Annotated in this window: 21 protein-coding genes and 1 other RNA gene; 3 read left to right on the forward strand and 19 right to left on the reverse strand. The window is 58.7% G+C overall.

Annotation, left to right across the window (positions count from 1 at the left end; genetic code table 11):
* Positions 1 to 129 precede the first annotated feature (129 nt).
* Positions 130 to 1,422, reverse strand: a complete 1,293-nt coding sequence (gene hflX / locus ABIZ35_RS23175; protein WP_348222304.1) for a GTPase HflX — start codon at positions 1,420 to 1,422, stop codon at positions 130 to 132.
* A gap of 23 nt (positions 1,423 to 1,445) precedes the next feature.
* Complete coding sequence (locus ABIZ35_RS23180) at positions 1,446 to 2,423, reverse strand: GHMP kinase (RefSeq protein WP_348222305.1); 978 nt, start codon at positions 2,421 to 2,423, stop codon at positions 1,446 to 1,448.
* 163 nt (positions 2,424 to 2,586) lie between these two features.
* Here ABIZ35_RS23180 and ABIZ35_RS23185 point away from each other — a divergent pair, with 163 nt between their 5' ends.
* Complete coding sequence (locus ABIZ35_RS23185; protein ID WP_348222306.1) at positions 2,587 to 2,967, forward strand: RidA family protein; 381 nt, start codon at positions 2,587 to 2,589, stop codon at positions 2,965 to 2,967.
* 162 nt (positions 2,968 to 3,129) lie between these two features.
* On the opposite strand, the gene ABIZ35_RS23190 is transcribed toward ABIZ35_RS23185, so the two are convergent.
* The 11 genes from ABIZ35_RS23190 to ABIZ35_RS23240 all read right to left on the reverse strand — a co-directional run bounded on the left by ABIZ35_RS23190 (position 3,130) and on the right by ABIZ35_RS23240 (position 11,413).
* Positions 3,130 to 3,501 carry a KGG domain-containing protein gene (locus ABIZ35_RS23190; RefSeq protein ID WP_348222307.1) on the reverse strand — a complete coding sequence of 124 codons (372 nt, stop codon included), beginning with the start codon at positions 3,499 to 3,501 and terminating at the stop codon, positions 3,130 to 3,132.
* A gap of 84 nt (positions 3,502 to 3,585) precedes the next feature.
* Positions 3,586 to 4,167 (reverse strand): YtxH domain-containing protein, encoded by a 582-nt coding sequence (locus tag ABIZ35_RS23195; RefSeq protein WP_348222308.1) that lies wholly within the window; start codon positions 4,165 to 4,167, stop codon positions 3,586 to 3,588.
* Positions 4,168 to 4,175: 8 nt separating this feature from the next.
* Positions 4,176 to 4,598 (reverse strand): hypothetical protein, encoded by a 423-nt coding sequence (locus ABIZ35_RS23200; protein WP_348222309.1) that lies wholly within the window; start codon positions 4,596 to 4,598, stop codon positions 4,176 to 4,178.
* Between the two features lie 114 nt (positions 4,599 to 4,712).
* Complete coding sequence (gene rdgB / locus ABIZ35_RS23205; RefSeq protein WP_348222310.1) at positions 4,713 to 5,366, reverse strand: RdgB/HAM1 family non-canonical purine NTP pyrophosphatase; 654 nt, start codon at positions 5,364 to 5,366, stop codon at positions 4,713 to 4,715.
* Position 5,367: 1 nt separating this feature from the next.
* Positions 5,368 to 6,087: a ribonuclease PH gene (gene rph, locus ABIZ35_RS23210; protein ID WP_119319630.1), complete on the reverse strand. Its 720-nt coding sequence runs from the start codon at positions 6,085 to 6,087 to the stop codon at positions 5,368 to 5,370.
* Between the two features lie 84 nt (positions 6,088 to 6,171).
* Entirely contained in the window at positions 6,172 to 7,002 is an 831-nt protein-coding gene (gene murI / locus ABIZ35_RS23215; RefSeq protein ID WP_348222311.1) for a glutamate racemase, read from the reverse strand.
* Complete coding sequence (locus ABIZ35_RS23220; protein WP_348222312.1) at positions 6,999 to 7,598, reverse strand: GerMN domain-containing protein; 600 nt, start codon at positions 7,596 to 7,598, stop codon at positions 6,999 to 7,001. The genes murI and ABIZ35_RS23220 overlap by 4 nt, the downstream gene beginning before the upstream one ends.
* A gap of 15 nt (positions 7,599 to 7,613) precedes the next feature.
* On the reverse strand, positions 7,614 to 9,404 hold the full coding sequence (locus tag ABIZ35_RS23225) for an N-acetylmuramoyl-L-alanine amidase (protein WP_348222313.1): 1,791 nt from the start codon (positions 9,402 to 9,404) through the stop codon (positions 7,614 to 7,616).
* Positions 9,405 to 9,554: 150 nt separating this feature from the next.
* Positions 9,555 to 9,953, reverse strand: a transfer-messenger RNA (tmRNA) gene (gene ssrA, locus ABIZ35_RS23230).
* Between the two features lie 48 nt (positions 9,954 to 10,001).
* Positions 10,002 to 10,613, reverse strand: coding sequence for a nucleoside monophosphate kinase (locus ABIZ35_RS23235; RefSeq protein WP_348222314.1), 612 nt, complete (start codon positions 10,611 to 10,613; stop codon positions 10,002 to 10,004).
* A gap of 140 nt (positions 10,614 to 10,753) precedes the next feature.
* Positions 10,754 to 11,413, reverse strand: a complete 660-nt coding sequence (locus ABIZ35_RS23240; protein ID WP_348222315.1) for a BON domain-containing protein — start codon at positions 11,411 to 11,413, stop codon at positions 10,754 to 10,756.
* A gap of 131 nt (positions 11,414 to 11,544) precedes the next feature.
* Here ABIZ35_RS23240 and ABIZ35_RS23245 point away from each other — a divergent pair, with 131 nt between their 5' ends.
* Positions 11,545 to 12,075 carry a SprT-like domain-containing protein gene (locus ABIZ35_RS23245; RefSeq protein ID WP_348222316.1) on the forward strand — a complete coding sequence of 177 codons (531 nt, stop codon included), beginning with the start codon at positions 11,545 to 11,547 and terminating at the stop codon, positions 12,073 to 12,075.
* On the opposite strand, the gene ABIZ35_RS23250 is transcribed toward ABIZ35_RS23245, so the two are convergent.
* Entirely contained in the window at positions 12,072 to 13,385 is a 1,314-nt protein-coding gene (locus ABIZ35_RS23250) for a thymidine phosphorylase (RefSeq protein WP_348222317.1), read from the reverse strand. The two genes, ABIZ35_RS23245 and ABIZ35_RS23250, sit on opposite strands and share 4 nt — an antisense overlap.
* A gap of 42 nt (positions 13,386 to 13,427) precedes the next feature.
* On the opposite strand from ABIZ35_RS23250, the gene ABIZ35_RS23255 reads away from it, so the two are divergent.
* Positions 13,428 to 14,339: an amidohydrolase family protein gene (locus ABIZ35_RS23255; RefSeq protein WP_348222318.1), complete on the forward strand. Its 912-nt coding sequence runs from the start codon at positions 13,428 to 13,430 to the stop codon at positions 14,337 to 14,339.
* Positions 14,340 to 14,710: 371 nt separating this feature from the next.
* Here ABIZ35_RS23255 and ABIZ35_RS23260 read toward each other — a convergent pair whose 3' ends face one another.
* The 5 genes from ABIZ35_RS23260 to ABIZ35_RS23280 form a co-directional block, all read right to left on the reverse strand.
* Complete coding sequence (locus ABIZ35_RS23260; protein WP_348222319.1) at positions 14,711 to 15,466, reverse strand: SDR family oxidoreductase; 756 nt, start codon at positions 15,464 to 15,466, stop codon at positions 14,711 to 14,713.
* Between the two features lie 249 nt (positions 15,467 to 15,715).
* Entirely contained in the window at positions 15,716 to 16,756 is a 1,041-nt protein-coding gene (locus ABIZ35_RS23265) for an ATP-dependent 6-phosphofructokinase (RefSeq protein WP_348222320.1), read from the reverse strand.
* A 42-nt stretch (positions 16,757 to 16,798) separates the two neighbouring features.
* Positions 16,799 to 17,368: a ribosome-associated translation inhibitor RaiA gene (gene raiA, locus ABIZ35_RS23270; RefSeq protein ID WP_348222321.1), complete on the reverse strand. Its 570-nt coding sequence runs from the start codon at positions 17,366 to 17,368 to the stop codon at positions 16,799 to 16,801.
* A gap of 60 nt (positions 17,369 to 17,428) precedes the next feature.
* Positions 17,429 to 18,607, reverse strand: a complete 1,179-nt coding sequence (gene ispD / locus ABIZ35_RS23275) for a 2-C-methyl-D-erythritol 4-phosphate cytidylyltransferase (RefSeq protein WP_348222322.1) — start codon at positions 18,605 to 18,607, stop codon at positions 17,429 to 17,431.
* Positions 18,549 to 19,739, reverse strand: coding sequence for a PIN domain-containing protein (locus ABIZ35_RS23280; RefSeq protein ID WP_348222323.1), 1,191 nt, complete (start codon positions 19,737 to 19,739; stop codon positions 18,549 to 18,551). Before ABIZ35_RS23280 ends, ispD begins: the two co-directional genes overlap by 59 nt.
* Between the last annotated feature and the right edge of the window lie 62 nt (positions 19,740 to 19,801).

A 19,801-nucleotide genomic window follows, 5' to 3' on the forward strand; every position in this document is an offset into this window, starting at 1 on the left:
TTGAAAAAGAGATTCTCGGACGAAAGCCGTCTGCGACATCAATTCCTAATACCCTTCCCTGCTTCAAGGGAGGGGTGGCGCGAAGCGACGGGGTGGGTAGAACACTGGAGGGTGTTTCCACCCCTGAGTTCAGTAAAGCTGCGAGTCAATGTACCCCGGTGTATACGGCGCAAGACGCCCTGCCAGATCTTTTGCGATGTCTGCCTTCACCACGATCTTCTCCAGACCATAATCCACCGAATGCACTTTGCCGTTTTCGTAGCACAGCGCGACGATGTCGCTGCGGTCGTATGGCACTTCCAGAGTCACCGACGCCAGCAGAGAACGCAGGGTCGACTCAATCTTGTCCATCAGGAACGGAATGCCGTCCCGTTGGATCGCGGAGAGATAGCAGGCGTTGGGATACTGCGTCACGAGTTCGCGCAGCTCGTACTGATCCTTGACTGTGTCTGCTTTGTTGAACGCAATGATTGTCGGCTTCTGGTCCGCTTCCAATTCCCGCAGAACTTCTTCAACAGCGCGTATCTGCCGGTCCCGCTCGGGATGTCCCGAGTCCACCACGTGGATCAGGAAATCGGCCTGGATGACCTCTTCCAGGGTTGCGCGGAAGGCGGCGATCAGGTTATGCGGAAGGTTCCGGATGAAGCCGACCGTGTCGGTCATCAGAACGGACCAGCCGCCGTTCGGTAGAACCACGCGGCGCGTGGTCGGGTCCAGTGTTGAGAACAGTTTCTTGTCGGCGAATACATCGGCCCCGGTCAGCAGATTGAGAAGCGTGCTCTTGCCTGCGGATGTGTAGCCAACGAGGGCGCACGTTGGAAACGGGAGCTTGTGCCGCAGCTGCCGCTGCTGGGAGCGCTGCTCCTTGACTTCCTCAATTTCCTTGCCGAGCAGCGAGATCCGCTCCTTGACGCGGCGGCGATCACTCTCCAGCTTGGTTTCACCGGGACCGCGTCCACCGATACCACCCTGTTGGCGTTCGAACTTCGTGTAAAGCGAGGAGAGCCGTGGAAGCAAATACAGAAGCTGGGCCAGCTCGACTTGCAGCTTGCCTTCACGCGTGCGCGCCCGCTGGGCGAAGATGTCCAGGATCAGCTGAGTGCGATCGAGAACGCGTTTTTCCAGCAGTTCGGTCAGGTTGCGCTGCTGGGTCGGCGAAAGCTCATCGTCGAAGATGATCAGATCCGCCTCAACCGCTTTGGCTTCCGCTTTCAATTCTTCCGCTTTGCCCGACCCGATATAAGTGGTCATATCGGGCGAGCGCCGACTTTGCGCGAACTCGGAGACGACAATGGCTCCCGCCGTCATTGCGAGCTCGCGCAGCTCATTCAGCCGCATGGAGCTGTCGTCTTCGCCGCCCGCCAGCGAGAGCGAGACGATCAACGCACGCTCTTCTTTGTGCGTTTCATAAGAACCCGCCATATTACTTTCATTCCTCACTCAAATTAACGGCGTGCGTTCAAGATCACCTTGGCTCCGTCGCGCTCCAGACTGAACGGAAGCTCCTTGAGCCCTGAGAGAGCCTGACGCACGGATTGCTGTCGATCCGCAGGACAGTGCAGCAGCAGGAATCCGCCACCGCCGGCGCCGGCGATCTTCCCGCCAGTCGCCCCCGCATCCAGCGCCGATTCATACAGCTCGTCGATTCCCTGATTGCTGATCTTACCCGCCATCTGCTTTTTCAAATCCCAGCCGGCGTGCAGAAGCCGACCGACTTTGTAGACGTTATTCTCCAAAAGGCATGCTTCGATCTCATCGACCTGCGCCTTGAGCTGACCGAGCACAATGTCGCGATCCACGATGTTCGCCTTCTGCTCCGAGAGGATTTCGTCAGCCTTGCGCGTAATCCCGGTGTAAAACAGCATCATCGATTCCCCGAACCGAAGGCGCTGTTCTTCCGTGAGCGCGATAACCCGTGTGTCGACTTTTTCATCTTTGTGAAAGTCGATGCGCCGCAGGTTGCCAAAGGCGGCAATATATTGATCCTGCTTACCGATCGGCTTGCCCAATATCTCTATTTCGATCTGACAGGCCTGTTCTGCTAAAGTATTAGCCGTCACAAGTTCGCCTTGAAACGCATACATCGCCAGGAGCAGCCCTACGGTCACGGTGCTGGATGATCCCAGGCCGCTGCCTTCGGAGGGAATGTCGGCCATGGTCGCAATCTCGACGCCGGATTTGATGCCGGTCATACGCAGGCATTCACGCACCAGTTCATGCTCGATCTCGTCGATATCGCTGACCATCTCGGTGCGCGTATATCCAACGCGAATCTTGTTGTCAAAGCGTTCTTTGATCACGACGTAGATATACTTGTCGATGGCTGTGGAGATGACGGCGCCGCCGGCGTTCTGGTAGTAGCCCCCAAAATCCGTGCCGCCACCGGCGAAGGAGATACGAAGGGGCGTTTGTGTGATAATCATATGTGGACCAATCCTAAGCACATATTATAACACATGGCGCCAAGGGGCGCGTTCGGTTTCTCAATGCCCGTCCGGAAATCGGTTTGACATTCCGGGCGACGTCGGACATAATCGACACCAGAAATGCGCTCACGGCGCTTTAAATTCGATCTGGGAGAAATACATGGAGAAGCAAGGGATTTTTACGGAGAGCGGACCGCTGCAGGGAGCGCCCTATTCACCGGCCGTGCGTGTCGGCGACACGATTTACGTTTCCGGCCAGATCCCGCTCGATCCGGCGACGAGCCGTCTGATCGAAGGTGGATTTGAAGATCAAGTGCGCCAGTGCCTGCGCAATCTGGCGTCCCTCCTGAAGCAGGAAGGCCTCTCGCTGGACAACGTTGTGAAGACGACTGTATTCCTGACGGACCTGGAGCAGTTCGCCGAAATGAACAAGATCTATGGGACCTACTTCACGGGCGTAAAGCCGGCGCGGTCGACAATCCAAATCTCACGGCTGCCAATCGATGCATCGATCGAAATCGAAGCGATCGCCGTCGCTTAAATCAAGTGTCCACTCACAAATAATTCGCGCCTAGAAGATCAGTATGTCGTCCTCTTCGAACTCCAGTAACGTGTTTTTAAGCGTTGCTGAGGGTTCGGAAGGGCGCATCGTGATTTGCTAGGCGCGATTTTTAATTGTTCTTTGCTCTAACTGCCGGCAAATTTACTTGACCGGGTTCTTCGCGGGACGTCCCCGCTTGCGCGGCGCAACCGGCGCCGCATTGGTGTCGGCGCTGGCGTCACGCTGCTCGGCGGCGCGCTGGCCGCGCATTTCGCCGCCCTTACGACCGATTTCCGCGTAGAAAGCCGCGCCGCGCTCGCGCTTGACGGTCTCTCCACCCTTTTTGCCGATATTCTGATAGAAGGTAGGGCCATAGCGGTTCTTCACGGTTTCTCCGCCCTTGCGGCCCGCTTCACGAGCAAGATCCGGGTTAGCGGCGAAGCCGCCTTCCTTGTCATGCTCATGCGATCCACGATGCGCCTCAGCAATTTTCCGCGCTCCTTCGGAGCCGGCCACTGGTCCTGGCTTCGCCATAATCACGTTCCTCTCTGATTCTGTCGGTGTCTGTGGAAACCTCAATGAGGCTCCCACGAAATCGCCGCCATGTTCCTTTTGGAATTAGCCGGCGACGGTATCGACGGAGGAGCCTTCCGCTTGCGCGGCTGCGGCGTCCCCTGCTTCCGTCAATTCTTGTTTTTTATCGCTCGCTGCTTGCTTGCCGGCGTCGATCGCTTCTTCAATAATCTCTTTTTGATCGTTGACGGCGTCCTTACCCTTGGTAACCAAGTTCTGGGCGCTGTCCTTCGCCGACTGCAGGGCGTCGGCCGCTTTGTCTTTCGCGGTGTGAACCGCATCAGACGCCTTGTGCGACAGATCGGTGGCCGTCGATTTGACGGTGTCGGTGACCTGTTCCGCCTTCGCTTTGACGGTATCCGAAACCTCGGCGGATTTCGCCTTCAGCGAATCTGCGGCGGCGCTCACCTTTTCGGAAACTTCGTCGGCTTTTGCCTTCGCCGTCTCCGTCAGATCCGACGCCTTGGTCTTCGCGAGATCGGTATACTCATCCGATTTTTGCTTCAGAAAATCACGTGTATCGTCGCCGCGCTGCGGAGCATACAGGAGAGCCAGCGCTGCGCCAATTGCGCCGCCAATTACCAAACCCGCCAAAAACCCGCCGCCGCTTCCATTATCTTTTGCCATGTCTACTTTTACTCCTTCGCGTGATCTGACGATTTATCTCGTCCGTTCTGTTTATTGCTGAACGCATTGCCGTAGACGGCAAACCCTTTACTGACACCGGCGATGACGCTGCTCAAATTGATCAGCGGTGTCGTCACGGTATTTTGAACCACGCTCGCGGTCCGCTCCACGTGTCCAGAAACGTTTTCCGTCAGCGTTTCGCTCCGGCTGAGAATCGCATCCGTTTTTTCGCCGACATTCATTGTCACGCGCTGGACCGTATCGAGCGTGTCGCTCACTTTATTGATCGCCGGTTCCGCCATTGTCGTCAATTTATCAATCTTGCTGTTCAATGCGCGCAAAGCGAGAACAAACGCCGCCAGCAAGCCGACCGTAATCAAGGCGAAGAACGCCACGAAAAACGCCATGAATATTTCTGCCGTCAAATGCATCGCCAAGTCTCCCAAAGCGCCAAGCCACTGTCATTCCCATTACTTTGCCAACGTCGCGTATGGCTGCTACGGTATACCCGGATAAATGGCCTTCCCAAACGGCCATTCGACTCTCTATACGAAATTCCCATCACTTTTATTCGCAAATCCTGAAATTATATGGATGTGTGTTAGCATAATCGGCGCCAACTCGCGCCATGCGGCTCGCCGATGACTGATCGCGTTTTTTTCTACAACGCTCATTTGGGCCAATGTCAGATCGAAGCCATCAGGCATAAAAATCGGATCGTAACCGAACCCCTGGCTGCCAGCGGGCGCCCGAACGATACGTCCATGACAGAACCCTTCGCGCACTTCCAGAAGGCCGTCAGGCGCCGCCAGAGCCAGCGAGCAGACGAAGTGCGCTCCGCGCTCGCCGGGCTCAAGGCCCGACATTCGCTCCAGGATCGCCGCGTTCTTGTCGGTATCGCTGGCGTTTGCGCCGAGCCAGCGAGCGGACTTCAGCCCCGGCCCGCCGTCCAGCGCGTCGATGCACAAGCCGGAATCATCCGCGAGCGCCGGAAGCCCCGTCACTGAGGACGCGCTGCGAGCCTTGATCACGGCGTTCTCGGTAAAGTCCGCGCCGGTCTCCTCGGGATCCCAATCGGGATAGCCAGCCTCGCGCATGGTGAGCAGCTCGAATCCTCGAAGCTCCGGGACTTCGCCCAGAAGCAGGCGCATATCCTCGCGCTTGCCTGTATTATTCGTAGCAATGACCAGTGTAGGCATACTAGAGCAGATCCGCGAGGACCTCCCGCTGCTTGGCGATGATGCTGCGCGAGCCAATCGCCGCCAGATCCAGGAGCCGGTTCATGCGCTGCCGGTCAAACGGAGCGCCCTCGGCGGTGCCCTGCACTTCGATGTACTTGCCGGTGTCGGTCATGACGACATTCATGTCGACCGCCGCCTGCGAATCCTCTTCGTACGCCAAGTCTAACCGCTCTTCACCCTTCACGACACCCACAGAGACCGCCGCCACCCATTCGTCGAACGGGAAGGTCCGGATCATCTTCTGATCCTTCATCCAGGCGAACGCTTCCACGAGCGCCACGAAGGCGCCCGAGATAGCCGCCGTGCGAGTGCCGCCATCAGCCTGAAGCACATCGCAGTCGATGCTGATCGTGCGCTCACCGAGCGCGCTGAGATCCACGACAGAGCGCAGCGAACGGCCGATCAGGCGCTGGATCTCAATACCGCGCCCATTGGGCTTGGCGCCGTCGCGCGAGGAGCGAGTGTGCGTGGCGCGGGGAAGCATGGCGTATTCGGCGGTGAGCCAGCCCTGGCCCTTGCCTTTCAGAAACGGGGGAACTTTGTCTTCGACGCTGGCGGTGCACAGCACCTTGGTCTCGCCGACTTCGATGAGACAGGAACCCTCGGCGTAGCGGGCGTAGCTGCGTGTGAGCGTGGTGGGACGCGTGGCGTCCAGCGGGCGGCCGTCTTCTCGGGGCATGGCGACGGATCTCCTAACATAAGATAGTGCTTGTTCGTACCGATAAGCGTTATCGCCCTATTATAACGGACGAGAAGGAATGCGTCAATCGTCCAGACGCAGAAGATTCACGACGCCGGCGTCGCGCTTCAAGAGTACGGAAGCCTGACGCCCAAAGTCTTCGGGATCTCCCGTGGCGTCAAACCGGACCGGCGTGTGAGGTAATTGCGGATCGCGCAGCAAACTCTTGCGATCCAAAATCGCTTTCACATCCCGAACGGTCTCTGCTGCAGGATCGACAAACAGCGGCTGGAAGTTTAAGTCGCGCGCCGCCTGGGTCAGCGCCGCGTCAAGAAATGGGAAGTGGGTACAGCCAAGGATGATGACACGGACGCCGGCGAGGGCCAGAGGGCGCAGGTATTCCAGAGAGGCGTCCACGGCTTCCGCGCACTCGGTAAGGCCGCTTTCGACCAGCGGCACGAAACGGGGCGCCCCCTGCTCTACTACTCGACGTTTAGGATCGATGGCGTTAACGGCGCGTGTAAATGCGAGGCTGCGCGCCGTGGCGTTGGTGGCGACCACGCCGATATCGCCGGGCGACGCGTAAACTGCGGTCCGTGCGCCGGAATCAATCGTCCCGATAATGTCTGTGAGAGGATATTTTTGCTTCGCGGCGGAGAGCCCGGCGGCCGTGGAGGTGCCCGACGCCATGATCACGATCTTGGCGCCGCTCTCGATCAAATAATCCGTCAATTTGAGAGCCAGAGCGCGCACGACTTCGATCGGCTTGTCGCCGTACGGGACATTCGCCGTGTCGGCGACGTAGTGGATGCGCTCGGCGGGAAGCTGCCGCTCGATCTCGCGAAGAACACTGAGGCCGCCGAGGCCGGAATCAAAGACGCCGATCGGGGCGTCCGGTGTGAGAGCGAACGTCAATGCGACTGCGCCTTATGGTAAACGCGCGCCTGCTTAGCGTCGACTGCCGTACGAATCACATCGAGCGGATCGGAAATTTCGAAATGGCCGCCGAGAGAATCTACGGCCGCATTGTCCACAAGAATCTGCACCTTGGAGATTGTCGGGAACTGCCCCAGCGTCTTCAAAATGGAGTTGATCGCCTGCGCTTCCTGTGTGTCGCTCCCGTGGAAGTTCGATTTGAACTCAGGAGAGAAGTTTACTGTCGCCAGACCATCCTCGATCTTGACGCCGCGCAGTTCGGAGCCGCTCGCCAGCGGCGTCCCCTTGGCGGCGACGAGGGCATTCAGCGCTTCGCGCGCCGGATCGTCGGGACTATCGAACGTCACTTTTTGAGCCACCAGCTCATTGTCATCCCCGGTTCCATTGGAAGACGGCAAATAGATGTAGCCCTCATGAACGGGAGCTGGAGGCCCCTGCGGCGTCGTGGCGGGTGGCGGTGGGTTCGTGGTTACCGGCGGCGATGTGGGCGACGGGCCATGGTTGTTGCAAGCGCCTAGCATTACGGCGAGAGGCAAAAGCGCGGTCAATACAATCCGGGTCGAGTTCTTACTCATCAGTGATATCCGTGTCTACCGGTTTCCGGCATCGGCGATAAAATCAAGCAGCCCGGCGACGATGCCTTCGGCGACATGCTGCTGAACGGCGGGAGTGCGAAGCTTGGAAAGATCGTTCTCACTATTCATATACCCGCATTCCACAAGAATTGCGGGCATGGGGCTGCCGCGCAGAACACCAAATCCTGTTTGGAAGCGAATCGTGTCCGATTTTACTCCATTCGGCGGAATTCCTGAGACTGCGGCAACTCGGTTGATGACGTTGACAGCGAACCGGCGGCACACGGGGTTCTGCGCGTGGAAATACACCGTCGAACCGGAATGGGAGTTGCGCGCGCCGCTGTCGTCACAGTGAATGCTAATGAAGTAATCAGCGCGGGCGGCAATCGCCATCTGCGGCCGAGCCGCGACTGACGGCTTGGTATCGTCCTCACGGGTCATATAGACCGTCGCGCCATTGCTTGCAAGCAGGTTGCGCAGCTTTTTCCCGATCGACAAAGTCAGATCTTTTTCGCGTGCGCCGCCAATACCCACAGCGCCGGAGTCGCTGCCGCCGTGTCCCGGATCGACCATGATGATCTTGCCGGCGAGAAGCGTACTGTCTGGAATGGGAGAAACAGTCGCGGGACCGGGCTCAGGGCCTCCCGGCGTTTGTACGTTAATAACGTAGTCCACGCCTTCATCCGACGGCTGCGTCGTCACATCGAACGCCACAAGCTTCGTCATGTCCAGCACGACGCGGCCAAACTGCTTGCCGCCGGCCTTCATAATGCCGCTGCGTATCGATTTGATAATCGCGTGATCCGTGCTGACCAAACGCTTCAAATTATCCGAAAGCGAGGCGCCAGCTAGATCGAACGCGAGACGATTCGGCGCCGAGAGGGTCTCGGTTTTGAAGTCGCCCTGCCCCGTCGTCTTGATAACGATCTGAGTCAGAGTATCGCTGACGACATTGCAGGCGACATCCGTAATTTGCAGACCGGACACAGGCTGAGGAGTATCGGGGGGAGCCGCAGGAAGCGGCGTGACGGGAAGCGGGCGCGGCGTCACGGGGATCGGTACGATCGGCGACGGCTGTGGACGCGACGCGACGCGCGGCGGCTCACCATCACCGCTCATCGCGACCTGTACGTGGGAGGTCAGCGGCGTGCTGGCGACTTTAAACCCGATGTTCTTCTTGAGATCTACTACGATCCGAACTGTGTTGTAGGAAATGGAGCCGCTGCGGATGTAAGACACGCCGGGATTGGAGGCAGGGACTGTGGCCGGGGAGGAGGCCAAATCGGCGCCCAGCAGGTCGACATAGATCCGCTGCGGCTTCTCCAAACGCTTCACCGAGTAATAGATCGGATAGGACGTAAAGATCGATAGACCGTCTTTGTCCTGTTTGACGACTTCAATTTTCGCCCGCAGCGTCATAGTATGCGCGCGATCGTTCCAGCCTACGGAGGCGCCGAGGGCCGTCGCCACCTGTTTCACCGGAACACAGTAGCGTTCATGGACCATATTGAACGGTACGGTGAGCTTGGCGCCGTTTGCCCCCGTGACATCGACGCTCTTCCCGTCTTGCGACGGCGCATAATTGGCGCCCATGCGACGGACAAAATCGACCGGCGCGAATACCGTTCCATCGTTCTCCTGGTAAGGCTGGACGACGAATGCGACGGGCTGTCCGCCAACCACAAGCTGGACGCTGTCGGCGGCGTGGGCCGGAATAACGGCGGCGGAAAGAATGATTGCAGAAATAATAGAAGCGGAATAAGTATATAATCGGCGAGCGATTGGAAAGTCCAAACTCATTTTCATGACCGTTGGGTACTCCTGGCGTGGCCGGCGTGAGGGAGAGTGATTCGTAATTGTAACATACTTTTCACGTGGGGGTCAATAAACGTACGGGGTCATCCATGGAAAATGAAACAGCGCCTCCAAAATAGGCTTTGGAGGCGCTGCGGAACATGGTGGAGGCGGAGGGAGTTGAACCCTCGTCCTAAGTAGCGAAAACCCAGGCGTCTACAAGCATAGCCAACAATTTGGTTTTAGCGCTTCGGCCGCCTATTGGCGGGCTGCCAGCCGCGCGATCTTTCCTTTGATGTCCGCTTAAGCCGAAAAGCAGCTCTCAAGCGTAATCCCGTTTATTTACGCCTCAGTCTTACCGGCGGGCTTGATAAGAGGAGACGGACCGCCCGAGGGCGGCGCAATACTACCTAAGGGTTAGTTAGGCAGCCAGCGCGTACGAAGTACGGGCTGTGGTGAACTTAGTGTTCGCGTTTGTTTTTTTGCCGCTTTTAACGAGGCCAGCGGCGCCTCGGCTCGCGACCTGAGCAACCAATCTCTCAGTCGAAACCTATCGCCCCCATGTTGTGGATACTATTATCACTGATTTTTGCGGAAATTTGTTCCCGCTCAGGACATTTCCTCGTCCTGCGTCAGCAGTTTCAGCGACCTCAGGTCCGAAAGAATGTCGGCAAGGACTTCTACGGGCGTCCGCCCGGTATCGATCCTGCGGATCTTTTCCTCTGGATAATACCCAAGCACGGGCGCCGTTTCCGCTTCGTAGACATAAAGGCGATGTTCGATCACCTTGTCCGACGCATCGTCCAGACGGTTCTCGTGCAGTGCACGCCGCTTCAAACGCGTCATGACCTTCTGACGGTCTTCGCAGTTGAGATAATACACGCGCTGGACATCGATATAATCGTCCATCAAGCGCGCCTGTGCGACATTGCGGGGAATACCATCCAGGATCAGGGTGTCGTAGTTCGGATCAAGCTTCTGAAGGCTCACCAGGCCATCGATGTGCGCCCGCCAGAGCTGAACCGTAAAGTCGTCAGGAACCAGGCTGCCCCGGCTGCTGTAATCCAGGAAGACTTTCCCCAAAGGCGAGCCGACGCGCAGGTTACGGAAGACATCGCCGCAGGCCACATGGACATACCCGGGAATATTTCCTAGGATCGTGCCCTGCGTTCCCTTGCCGCTTCCGGGGGCTCCAAAAAGGAGCAGTGTTTTGAATCGCATCGCCGCTTCCATTCTCCAACAAATACTTCGTCGTTGGTGTATTGTAGCATGCGAAGAAGAGTCCGTCAACGCGGCGAAAACAAAGCAAAGACGGCGACCCAGCCTTCGGAAAAGATTTTCCCGAAGGCGGATCGTTTCGATTACATTCCGGAGCTGGTGGGCGGCGGGGCCGTCGTGGGGCTGGCGCTGTCATCCGTCGTGGCCGGGGCCGGCGTTGAACCGTCGGCGGGAGGCGGGGGCGGAGCAGCCGCTTTGTCGTGGACAACAACAATGTGCGTCTTCTCAACCACCTTCACTTTAGGAGCCGGCGGCGGAGTCTTGACGCCGCCGGTGGCGACGATTTCAATCTTGTTGATGACACTGCTGACGCCGGCGGTATTGGTGGCCAGCCGCTCAGCGAGCGCCTTCTGCTGCTGGTTCTGCGCCGTTCCCGTCAGGCGAACCGTACCAGTCCCATCAGCCGTAGCGAGAATGCGCGATCCGGTCATCTGGACATTCGTGTGAATCGTTTTCAGCACGGCGTCGCCGGTCGTGGAATCCAGCCCTGTGGCGCCGCCAGGACCAGCGTTGGTGTTGTTGGTCTGCGGGACGCCGCCGACCACGGTCGTTGTGGCTCCCGGGGTGGTCACAGTGGTCGTACCCGCCGGTACAGCGACGGGAACAGGCGTAGTCGTGGTCGTGTTGGTCACAACCGTCGGCGGCTGGTTCTCAGCGGCGTCATTGTTGCTGCAACCGGCGGCAAAGATGGCCGCGGTAAAGGCGACCGCGCAAAAGCAGCGCATAATAGGCATCGAAGACATCGTGGATACTCCTTCATCGTTGACGTCAGTGAATTGCGGCGAACGATATCCGTATGTACCCGCGCTTGGCCGTCTGGAAACCTTCGCCAAACGAGATTGTCCGTGCGGGACAGGAGGTATAATCTCTGGTGATGAAGGCCATGCAAATTCAAGTCGGAGCGCCGCCCCCCTCCCCCGCCCTTCCCGCACGCGAGCTGACGGAATCGCAGCTTCTTGCAGCGATACACGAGGAATTCGACCGGCTCAACCAGGAGTATTTTGAGAATGAACTGATCTGTCCCACGATCGTTATTTCGCGACGCAAGGCGTACGGGGGATATTATCAGCCGCAGCGACACCGGATCGTGCTCAGCTGGCAGGCATACCTAGAGCATGGGTGGGAAGAAGCACTGAATACGTTCCGTCACGAAGTGGCGCACATCAAGCATCCAAACCACTCGAAGGCGTTTTGGAATTTAGCGGCGCAGCTGGGAGTAACAAAGCGTTACGCCGCCTCTCCGCTCACGCCGCCACGCACACCGCACCGATATGTCTACGGCTGCCCCATCTGCGGCCGCCGCGTCCACCGAAACCGACGCATCCGCCAGGCGTCCTGCGGCGCGTGCGATAAGAACTACAATCCCAAGTTTGCACTGAAGCTTCTGAGTACCGACGAGCGTTAGAGCCCGATCGTTTCGTAAACCAGCGGACGCAGTTCGGGAGCGGTGTCCCGGATATCAAACGCCCCCTGAACGATGGATGTCGCCTCGCGGATCGAAATCTCGCAGTTGGAGTGCAGTGAGGCGATCACGTTGTCCGCCTCGATCTGCTTTCCAATCGGATGCCGGATCAATACGCCCGCCGAGGCGTCGATCACGTCATCCTTGTCTTTCCTGCCTGCGCCCAGCACCATCGCCGCCATGCCGATCTCGCTGGCGTCGATGCCGTGAATATATCCGGCCCTCGGCGCGCGCACATCGTATTTGAAGCGCGCGACTTGCTGCTTGACCATGCGTAGGAGATATTCGGTGTCTCCGCCCTGCGCGGAGACAATTTGGCAGAGTTTGTCGAATGCGGCGCCGGATGTGATCAGTTCGTGGGTCAGCGCCTCCCCTTCGGACTGCGTCTTGCAGCGGCCTGCGAGAACGAAGCCGATCCCGCAGATTGTTCGGACAAGAAAGTTCAGATGCGCCTCGATCCAGGGATTGCCCTTGAGAAGCGCAACGATCTCCTTGACTTCCACGGCGTTGCCAACGTTAAAGCCAAGCGGCGCGTTCATATCCGTAATCATGGCCACCACGCGGCGTCCTTCGGCTTCGCCGATGCGAACCATCAGTTCGGCCAGCGCTCGCCCATCCTCCAAAGTCTTCATGAACGCGCCGCTGCCGACCTTCACGTCCAGCAGGAGATTGGCGGCGCCGCCAGCCAGCTTCTTGCTCATAATGCTTGCGGCAACCAAAGGCAATGATTCGACCGTGGCGGTCGAGTCCCGAAGCGCATACAGCAGGCGGTCGGCCGGGACGAGGGTGTCTGTCTGGCCGCAGAGACAGGCGCCGACCGTCGCCGTCTGGCGCAGGATATCGGGGATGGAGATATTCGTGCGCGTTCCCGGGATCGATTCGAGCTTGTCCAGCGTGCCGCCAGTGCGCCCAAGCCCGCGTCCGGACATCTTCGCCATGAACACACCTCCGGCGGCGAGGATCGGCACGGCGGCCAGTGTTGTTTTGTCACCCACCCCACCCGTGCTGTGCTTATCCAGCGTTGGGCCAGGAATGCCGGACAGGTCCAGTGTCTCTCCAGACGCCACCATGGCCCGCGTAAGCGCGAACGTCTCGGCGTCGGTCATGCCGCGCCACACCACGGCCATCAGCCACGCGCTGATCTGATACTCCGGCACGCCTCCGCAGACATAGTTGCCAATCAGGAACTGAATCTCTTCGGCGGAGTGTTCGCCGCCGTTCCGTTTCTTCTCGATGAGATCGACGATACGCATACTTTAGTAGTCCTGATGAAATGATCGGGTATAGTAGTTTCCGTGATTATCGATTTCCACTGCCATATTACCACGCCCGGCAGCAAACTTCCCGATCCCAACGGCCCCTATTACCGTTCGATCGGTCCGCTTAACCCCGCCGCAAAAATGGTGGCTTCCTGGACACAGGACGCCGTGGATTCGATGGCGGAACGCTGGCGAACCGCCGGCGCATTGAAAACCTATCGAAATATGGGGCCGCTCATTTATACCGAGATGAGTCGGCGTATGATCACCACCGACGCGTCGTCGCTGCTCGGCGAGATGGCGGGCAACGGCGTCTCCAAATCGATCGTCGTCGCCATGGACCCCTTCGTGCCCACGGAAGAAGTGCTGCAAGCCTGCGCGCGCGTCCATGGCCTGCTCATCCCCTTCGGTTCGGTGGATAACAGCCTGCCGGACTACCAGGACAAGTTCGCCCACTTATTGGAACTGCCGATTGCTGGGATCAAGTTCCACAGCGACCTTCAGGAACTTCCTATCGATTCCCCCAAGTTATTCGCCATGATGGGCCAATTGTCGGCATCGCCGCGCCGCGCGCTCCCCGTTTATCTGCACACGGGAAACTTCCCGATTTACCGTCCGTCGGACACTCCCTGGGAAAAAGCGCTTCCGAAACTGCTGGACAAATTCCCGGACATCAATTTCGTTTGCGGCCATAGCGGCTGGGACGCCCCCCGCGCCGCCCTGCGCGCCGCCCTGAACCACCCGAATCTCTATCTTGAAACCAGCTGGCAGCCCCCGCGTCTCATTCGCCGCCTCTGCGACAAGCTCGGCCCAGAGCGCCTGCTGCTCGGCTCCGACTTCCCGCTCTTCTCCCAGGCCCGCGCCATCAAAAACGCCCGCTGGGCGCTAAACGACGCCGAGTTCGCCATCGTCAGCTGCGATAATGCGATGAGGCTTTTGGCGCTGTAAGCCCTCACCCTCGGTCCCTCTCCCGGAGGAGAGGGATGTCCAAAATTTGTGGGCCGAGCGTTGCTTCGCACAGTGCCTTAATAACTGACGTTACGCAAGCCTCTAGCGGGCGAATGAATTCGCGCCTAGAAGTGCACGAGTGCCCAGAGAGCGTCGGCCTCCGCCGACTCCAGAGAACGTAATCGCAAGGTTTCTGGAGTGCCCGAAGGGGCACATCGTGCTTTTCTAGCCGCGATTTCAATCGCCGGGCACGAGGTGCGTAACGTCAGTTAATAAGATATTGTCTTCAAAAGTACACTTGAACTACGTTTGGATCTCGATCTTTGGACATCCCTCTCCTCCGGGAGAGGGACCGAGGGTGAGGGCCATCCCTAAACAATCCCGCCATTGACCCGGATCGCCTGCGCCGTCACGAATGACGACAACTCACTGCACAAGAACAAGACCACGCCGGCGACGTCATCGGGTTTCCCTGTTCGTCGCAACGCCGTGTTCGACGCCACGCGCTGCTTAGTTTCTTCGCTAGGCGTTTTGCCCGAAAAGTTCGTCTCCGTAAACCCAGGTGAGACAACGTTTGCCCGAATCCCCTTTGGCCCGACTTCCTGCGCCAGCGATTGCGTGAAAAGAATCAAGCCCGCTTTGGACGCGCCGTAGAGCGCCGTCCCGGGAAGGCCTTCATGACCTGCGCCGCTCGCAATAGAGACGATCGATCCACCGGAGGGCATGAGCGGCGTCGCCAGACGGGCAAGCAGCACTGCGCTGGTGAGGTTGGTGTCGATTAGTCGCCGCCAATCTTCCACGGATGTCTCGTTCCACGCGCCTCGCGACCCGATTCCGGCGCTGAGAATGAGAAAATCGATCCGATTGCTCATTATATCCCGAATAGGTCCGGAAAGACTCGCAATTTCTGTCTCTTTTGAGATATCACAGAGAATATTCGTGTGCGTCGCATTGGGGCCGGCCCACTTGCGGACAGCGAGCGATTCTTCAGCGGCGGCTTCATCGGAGCGATAAAGCGCGAGCGTGGATGCGCCTGCGGAAGCAAGTGTCTGTGAGATGGCGCGGCCGATCCCACGCGTGCCGCCGGTAATGAGAGCGTTTTTGCCGGACAGGTCGATCGGTAACATGGCTGGTCTCCTGTGATGGCTGCAATTTGCAGCGCCACTGAGGACGCCAGGCGAATAAATTCGCGGCTAAAAGTACAGCCGTCGACCTTCGTCGACTTCTGAACCCGCGAAGGCGGGTGACTGTACTTGTAGGCGTGAATTCATTCGCCGGCCTTCTGACATGGCGCGCTAACAAAAACTATTCTGTAAATTGGCGGTGACAAAAAATCAGCGCCCCGGCGGGTGGCCGGGGCGCTGATGGTCGTTTCGTTACTTGTTGAACGTTGGAAGGAAGGTGTCGTAGAGGTCCTGCGAAACCAGCTTCCACTGCTTGACGGCGTCCTGGATCGGAACCGCCACGATCTCCGTGCCCTGGAGGGCGACCATCTTGCCGAAATCGCCCTTGTGGACGAGTTCAGCGGCGTGGATGCCGACCCGGGTGCCGAGGATGCGGTCGAAGAGCGTCGGGGAGCCGCCGCGGACCGTGTGGCCGAGAACGGCGTCGCGCGTCGGGAACCCGGTGCGCTTCTCGATCTCTTTCGCGATGGCCGGTCCAATGCCGACATCGCCGAGCTGATGGTGGCCGAAGGCGTCCAGCTGAACGTCCTCACCCTTCTGTGCGCCCGGGATCTCGACGCCTTCACTGACGACGACGATACCCCAGGTCTTGCCGCGCGCGTAGTTCTTCTTCAGCTGCTCGCACATGGCTTCGATATCCACGGCGACTTCCGGAAGCAGAACCCAGTCGGCGGCGCCGGCGACGCCGGACCACAGAGCCATCCAGCCCGCATGGCGCCCCATCACCTCGACCACAATGACGCGGTCGTGCGATTTGGCGGTGTCGCGCAGACGATCGATCGACTCAAGAGCCACCGAGGCGGCGGAGTCGAAACCGAACGTATAGTCGGTCTTGTCGAGGTCGTTGTCCATCGTCTTCGGCACGCCGACCGTCGGGACATTGTGCAGCGTGTAGAGCTTGGAGGCGACGCCGAGGGTGTCCTCGCCGCCGAGCGCAACCAAGGCGTCCAATTCGAACTTCTTGATGTTCGCGAGAACGGCCTCTAATTGTGCTTCCTTGCCCGGAGCGAACGGATTCGTTCGCGACGAACGCAGGATCGTTCCACCCTGATCGATGATGCCCTCGACCCGCTCCAGGGTGAGTGGCTCGGTATTGCCCTCCACGAGGCCCTTCCAGCCCTGCTGGAAGCCGATCACTTCGTCGCCGTATTCCAGCAGGCGGAGCACCGCGCCGCGTATCGCCGGGTTCAATCCCGGGCAGTCCCCACCACCGGTGAGCATTCCGATCTTCATAACCTCTACTGAATCTCCTTCGCGTAACGTAAATAAGTATTACTAGATTTTGGGCGTAACCAGCCCATAGTTGCCGTCGCGGCGACGGTAGACGACCTGCGTCATATTCGTGTCCGAGTCGAGATAAACGTACCAATCGTGGCCGACCAGCTCCAGCATCTGCACGGCGTCGTCGATGCCCATAGGCTTCATCGTCACGGCCTTGGTGCGCACGATGCGCGGAGTGTAGTCCGGCTCATCCTCGGTCTCGGCCGGCAGGATGCCTTCAATCCCGACGCCATTCGTGGCGGGAGTGTTGCGCAGGCTTTCCTGATGGTTTCGCAGGTGAGTGTGTTTGGCCTTGAACTTCTTGACGCGCTGTTCGAGCTTGTCCACGCAGCGATCCAGCGAGGCGTACATGTCCTCGGTGCGCTCTTCGCCGCGCAGCAGCAGCCCGTCGCCCTCAAGGGTCACTTCGACGCGATGCTCACCGCCTTCGATGCTCTCGACGACATGGGCCTCGCGAATGTTGCCGAAGTATTTCTCGAGCCGCTGCAGCCGCTGTTCGGCATGCTCGCGCAGCCCGTCCGTAACCTTAAGGTGCTTCCCCTTGACATGAACTTGAATGGCCATTGTACTCAGTCCTTCCTTGATGTTCGGAGCGGAGCGTTTGCGCCTTTTCAGTCGCCTCTGTTAATCGCCTTGAGATAGGCAGGCGACTGCATGGGCCGCAATGCCCTGCCCCTGCCCGAGCGATCCCAAACCTTCGTTTGTGGTCGCTTTGATCCCCAGACAGCTCGGCTCGATGCCCAGCAGCTGTACGACATTATTCCGCATTTGCGCCGTATATGGGCCGATCTTTGGCGCTTCCGCAACAATAGTCGCGTCTATATTTTGTACCCGCCAACCCAGCTCGCTCACACGCCGATAAACTTCGGCGAGAAGCGTCATACTGTCGGCGCCGGCGTAGGCAGGATCGGTGTTGGGAAAGAGATGGCCGATGTCCGGCAGGCCGGCGGCCCCGAGGAGCGAGTCGCAGATTGCATGCAGCAGAACGTCGGCGTCGGAGTGACCGTCAAGCCCCCGGCCATCAGTCGTCGGGATCTCGACGCCGCCCAAAACGAGACGGCGGCCAAACTCTAACCTATGGATATCGTACCCAAATCCCACGCGCATCTTCGTTTTATTCTGCGCGGGGCGCAAAAGCGCCTCTGCGACCGCAGCGTCCTCGGCGCGGGTTACCTTCAAATTTGTCGGCGAGCCTTCGACGAGATGCACGGGAATTCCCAGCCTTTCCACGAGCGAGGCTTCGTCGGTTCCTGCAAAATTCTCGCGCGCAGCAGCGGCGTGCGCTTCACGCAGCAGGCCGAGCGGAAAGACTTGCGGCGTCTGCACGGCCCACAATCCATCACGATCGATATTGCGCTGCACGGTCTGATTTTCAGACGCGAGCTTCAGCGTATCGACCACGGGGATCGCCGCGACGGCATTTCCATTGCGACGCTGGCCTTCCATACACCGATCGATGACGGCGTCGGACACCAGAGGCCGGGCGCCGTCGTGAACGAAAACAATATCGTCGTCCGCTCCATTGATTGCGCTAAGTCCAAGCAGCACGGATTCCTGACGAGTCGCGCCGCCCAGGACGACATGCGCTTCGGGGGCGATCGCGTTCACGATCTGGCGGCAGCGGGAAAGATCTTCCTCCCCCGTCACCACCGTGATCGAAGCAAACTCCGATCGTCTCCGAAACGCATCCACCGCCATGCCCAGCATCGACCGGCCGGCAAGGGACGCAAAAACCTTGTTGCCGTTAGTACTGAATCTTGCGCCGAGGCCCGCTGCGGGGATAACCACGTGAATTTGGGTCATACGACTCTTCTTCCTCGTCGCCGTGAGAGTTGCGGATCGACGCGAAGATCATCTTGCCGGCGACCGTTTGCAGCACGCTGCTCGTGACGACATCCAGCGTCTCGCCGATCCGTCGGCGCGCGCCTTCCACGACGATCATCGTACCGTCGTCGAGATAAGCCACGCCCTGGTTCATCTCCTTGCCTTCCTTGATGATGGTCACGGTCATTTCTTCACCAGGAAGGACGACTGGCTTGAGCGCGTTCGCCAGTTCGTTGATGTTGAGAACCGTGACGCCCTGCAATTCGGCGACTTTATTCAGATTGAAGTCGTTAGTGACGATGCAGCCGTCGAGCTGCTTCGCCAGCTTCACAAGCTTGGCGTCCACTTCGTCGCGGTCGTTGGGATCGGTATTGTCGTACGTGCGCACCAGCATCTTCAGTTCAGTGCGCATCTGGTTAAGAATGTCCAGACCGCGACGGCCGCGCGCCCGCTTCAAGCTATCGGCAGAATCGGCGATGTGCTGAAGCTCATCCAAAACGAAGCCGGGAACATAGATCGGACCTTCGAGGAACCCGGCGCGGCAGATGTCCGCCACGCGGCCGTCGATGATCACGTTCGTGTCCAGGATCTTGCAGCGCTCCGGCACGATCTCCGCCGCTTCCGACTGCTGTCCGCCGGGCAGGAAGAATTTGATATCGTCCTTCATGCTCGTCATCGTCACAACCCCGAGATAGACCAGGGCGATGGCGACGAGAACGGTCAGACCGACGCCAATCCCCTTGATGGACAGAAGGATGGGAGACAGGAGAACCGTCAGCAGTAGGCCAAGCGTGACGCCGAGGAAGGTCGCCACTTTTTCGTTCGGGCTCATTTCCTGCAGCTGATCGCCGGTTTTGACGAGCTTGTTGAAAGCTCCTGTCGCCACCAAAAAGCTGAGGAGTAAGCCGAGAAGCGTGAACGCAATAAATGCGGTCGTGCTTCCACTAGGACTGTTCAGGATATCCTGATAGGATGAAAGGAATGCATTTCCTTTGATATCCTTCGGGTCCAGGTTCTTTACCGACTTAACCACGGCGTCGCCGATCTGAAATCCGGAATATCCTCCGAGAATCATCAGAACGCTGACGAACGTGATCCGCCAAAATTTCAAAGCAGAGTTGTTTTCACCAGTCAAAATACTACACCCCAGGTTTCAATACGTCGTACGGTGAG

Source organism: Capsulimonas sp. (genome assembly GCF_039929585.1).
Lineage (GTDB): Bacteria > Armatimonadota > Armatimonadia > Armatimonadales > Capsulimonadaceae > Capsulimonas.

What these genes read in the sequence shown, in the direction of transcription:
- hflX (WP_348222304.1), bottom strand. Translation starts at nt 1,422, where the DNA reads ATGGCGGGTTCTTATGAAACGCACAAAGAAGAGCGTGCGTTGATCGTC.
- ABIZ35_RS23180 (WP_348222305.1), bottom strand. Translation starts at nt 2,423, where the DNA reads ATGATTATCACACAAACGCCCCTTCGTATCTCCTTCGCCGGTGGCGGC.
- ABIZ35_RS23185 (WP_348222306.1), top strand. Translation starts at nt 2,587, where the DNA reads ATGGAGAAGCAAGGGATTTTTACGGAGAGCGGACCGCTGCAGGGAGCG.
- ABIZ35_RS23190 (WP_348222307.1), bottom strand. Translation starts at nt 3,501, where the DNA reads ATGGCGAAGCCAGGACCAGTGGCCGGCTCCGAAGGAGCGCGGAAAATT.
- ABIZ35_RS23195 (WP_348222308.1), bottom strand. Translation starts at nt 4,167, where the DNA reads ATGGCAAAAGATAATGGAAGCGGCGGCGGGTTTTTGGCGGGTTTGGTA.
- ABIZ35_RS23200 (WP_348222309.1), bottom strand. Translation starts at nt 4,598, where the DNA reads ATGCATTTGACGGCAGAAATATTCATGGCGTTTTTCGTGGCGTTCTTC.
- rdgB (WP_348222310.1), bottom strand. Translation starts at nt 5,366, where the DNA reads ATGCCTACACTGGTCATTGCTACGAATAATACAGGCAAGCGCGAGGAT.
- rph (WP_119319630.1), bottom strand. Translation starts at nt 6,087, where the DNA reads ATGCCCCGAGAAGACGGCCGCCCGCTGGACGCCACGCGTCCCACCACG.
- ABIZ35_RS23220 (WP_348222312.1), bottom strand. Translation starts at nt 7,598, where the DNA reads ATGAGTAAGAACTCGACCCGGATTGTATTGACCGCGCTTTTGCCTCTC.
- ABIZ35_RS23225 (WP_348222313.1), bottom strand. Translation starts at nt 9,404, where the DNA reads ATGAAAATGAGTTTGGACTTTCCAATCGCTCGCCGATTATATACTTAT.
- ABIZ35_RS23235 (WP_348222314.1), bottom strand. Translation starts at nt 10,613, where the DNA reads ATGCGATTCAAAACACTGCTCCTTTTTGGAGCCCCCGGAAGCGGCAAG.
- ABIZ35_RS23240 (WP_348222315.1), bottom strand. Translation starts at nt 11,413, where the DNA reads ATGTCTTCGATGCCTATTATGCGCTGCTTTTGCGCGGTCGCCTTTACC.
- ABIZ35_RS23245 (WP_348222316.1), top strand. Translation starts at nt 11,545, where the DNA reads ATGAAGGCCATGCAAATTCAAGTCGGAGCGCCGCCCCCCTCCCCCGCC.
- ABIZ35_RS23250 (WP_348222317.1), bottom strand. Translation starts at nt 13,385, where the DNA reads ATGCGTATCGTCGATCTCATCGAGAAGAAACGGAACGGCGGCGAACAC.
- ABIZ35_RS23260 (WP_348222319.1), bottom strand. Translation starts at nt 15,466, where the DNA reads ATGTTACCGATCGACCTGTCCGGCAAAAACGCTCTCATTACCGGCGGC.
- ABIZ35_RS23265 (WP_348222320.1), bottom strand. Translation starts at nt 16,756, where the DNA reads ATGAAGATCGGAATGCTCACCGGTGGTGGGGACTGCCCGGGATTGAAC.
- raiA (WP_348222321.1), bottom strand. Translation starts at nt 17,368, where the DNA reads ATGGCCATTCAAGTTCATGTCAAGGGGAAGCACCTTAAGGTTACGGAC.
- ispD (WP_348222322.1), bottom strand. Translation starts at nt 18,607, where the DNA reads ATGACCCAAATTCACGTGGTTATCCCCGCAGCGGGCCTCGGCGCAAGA.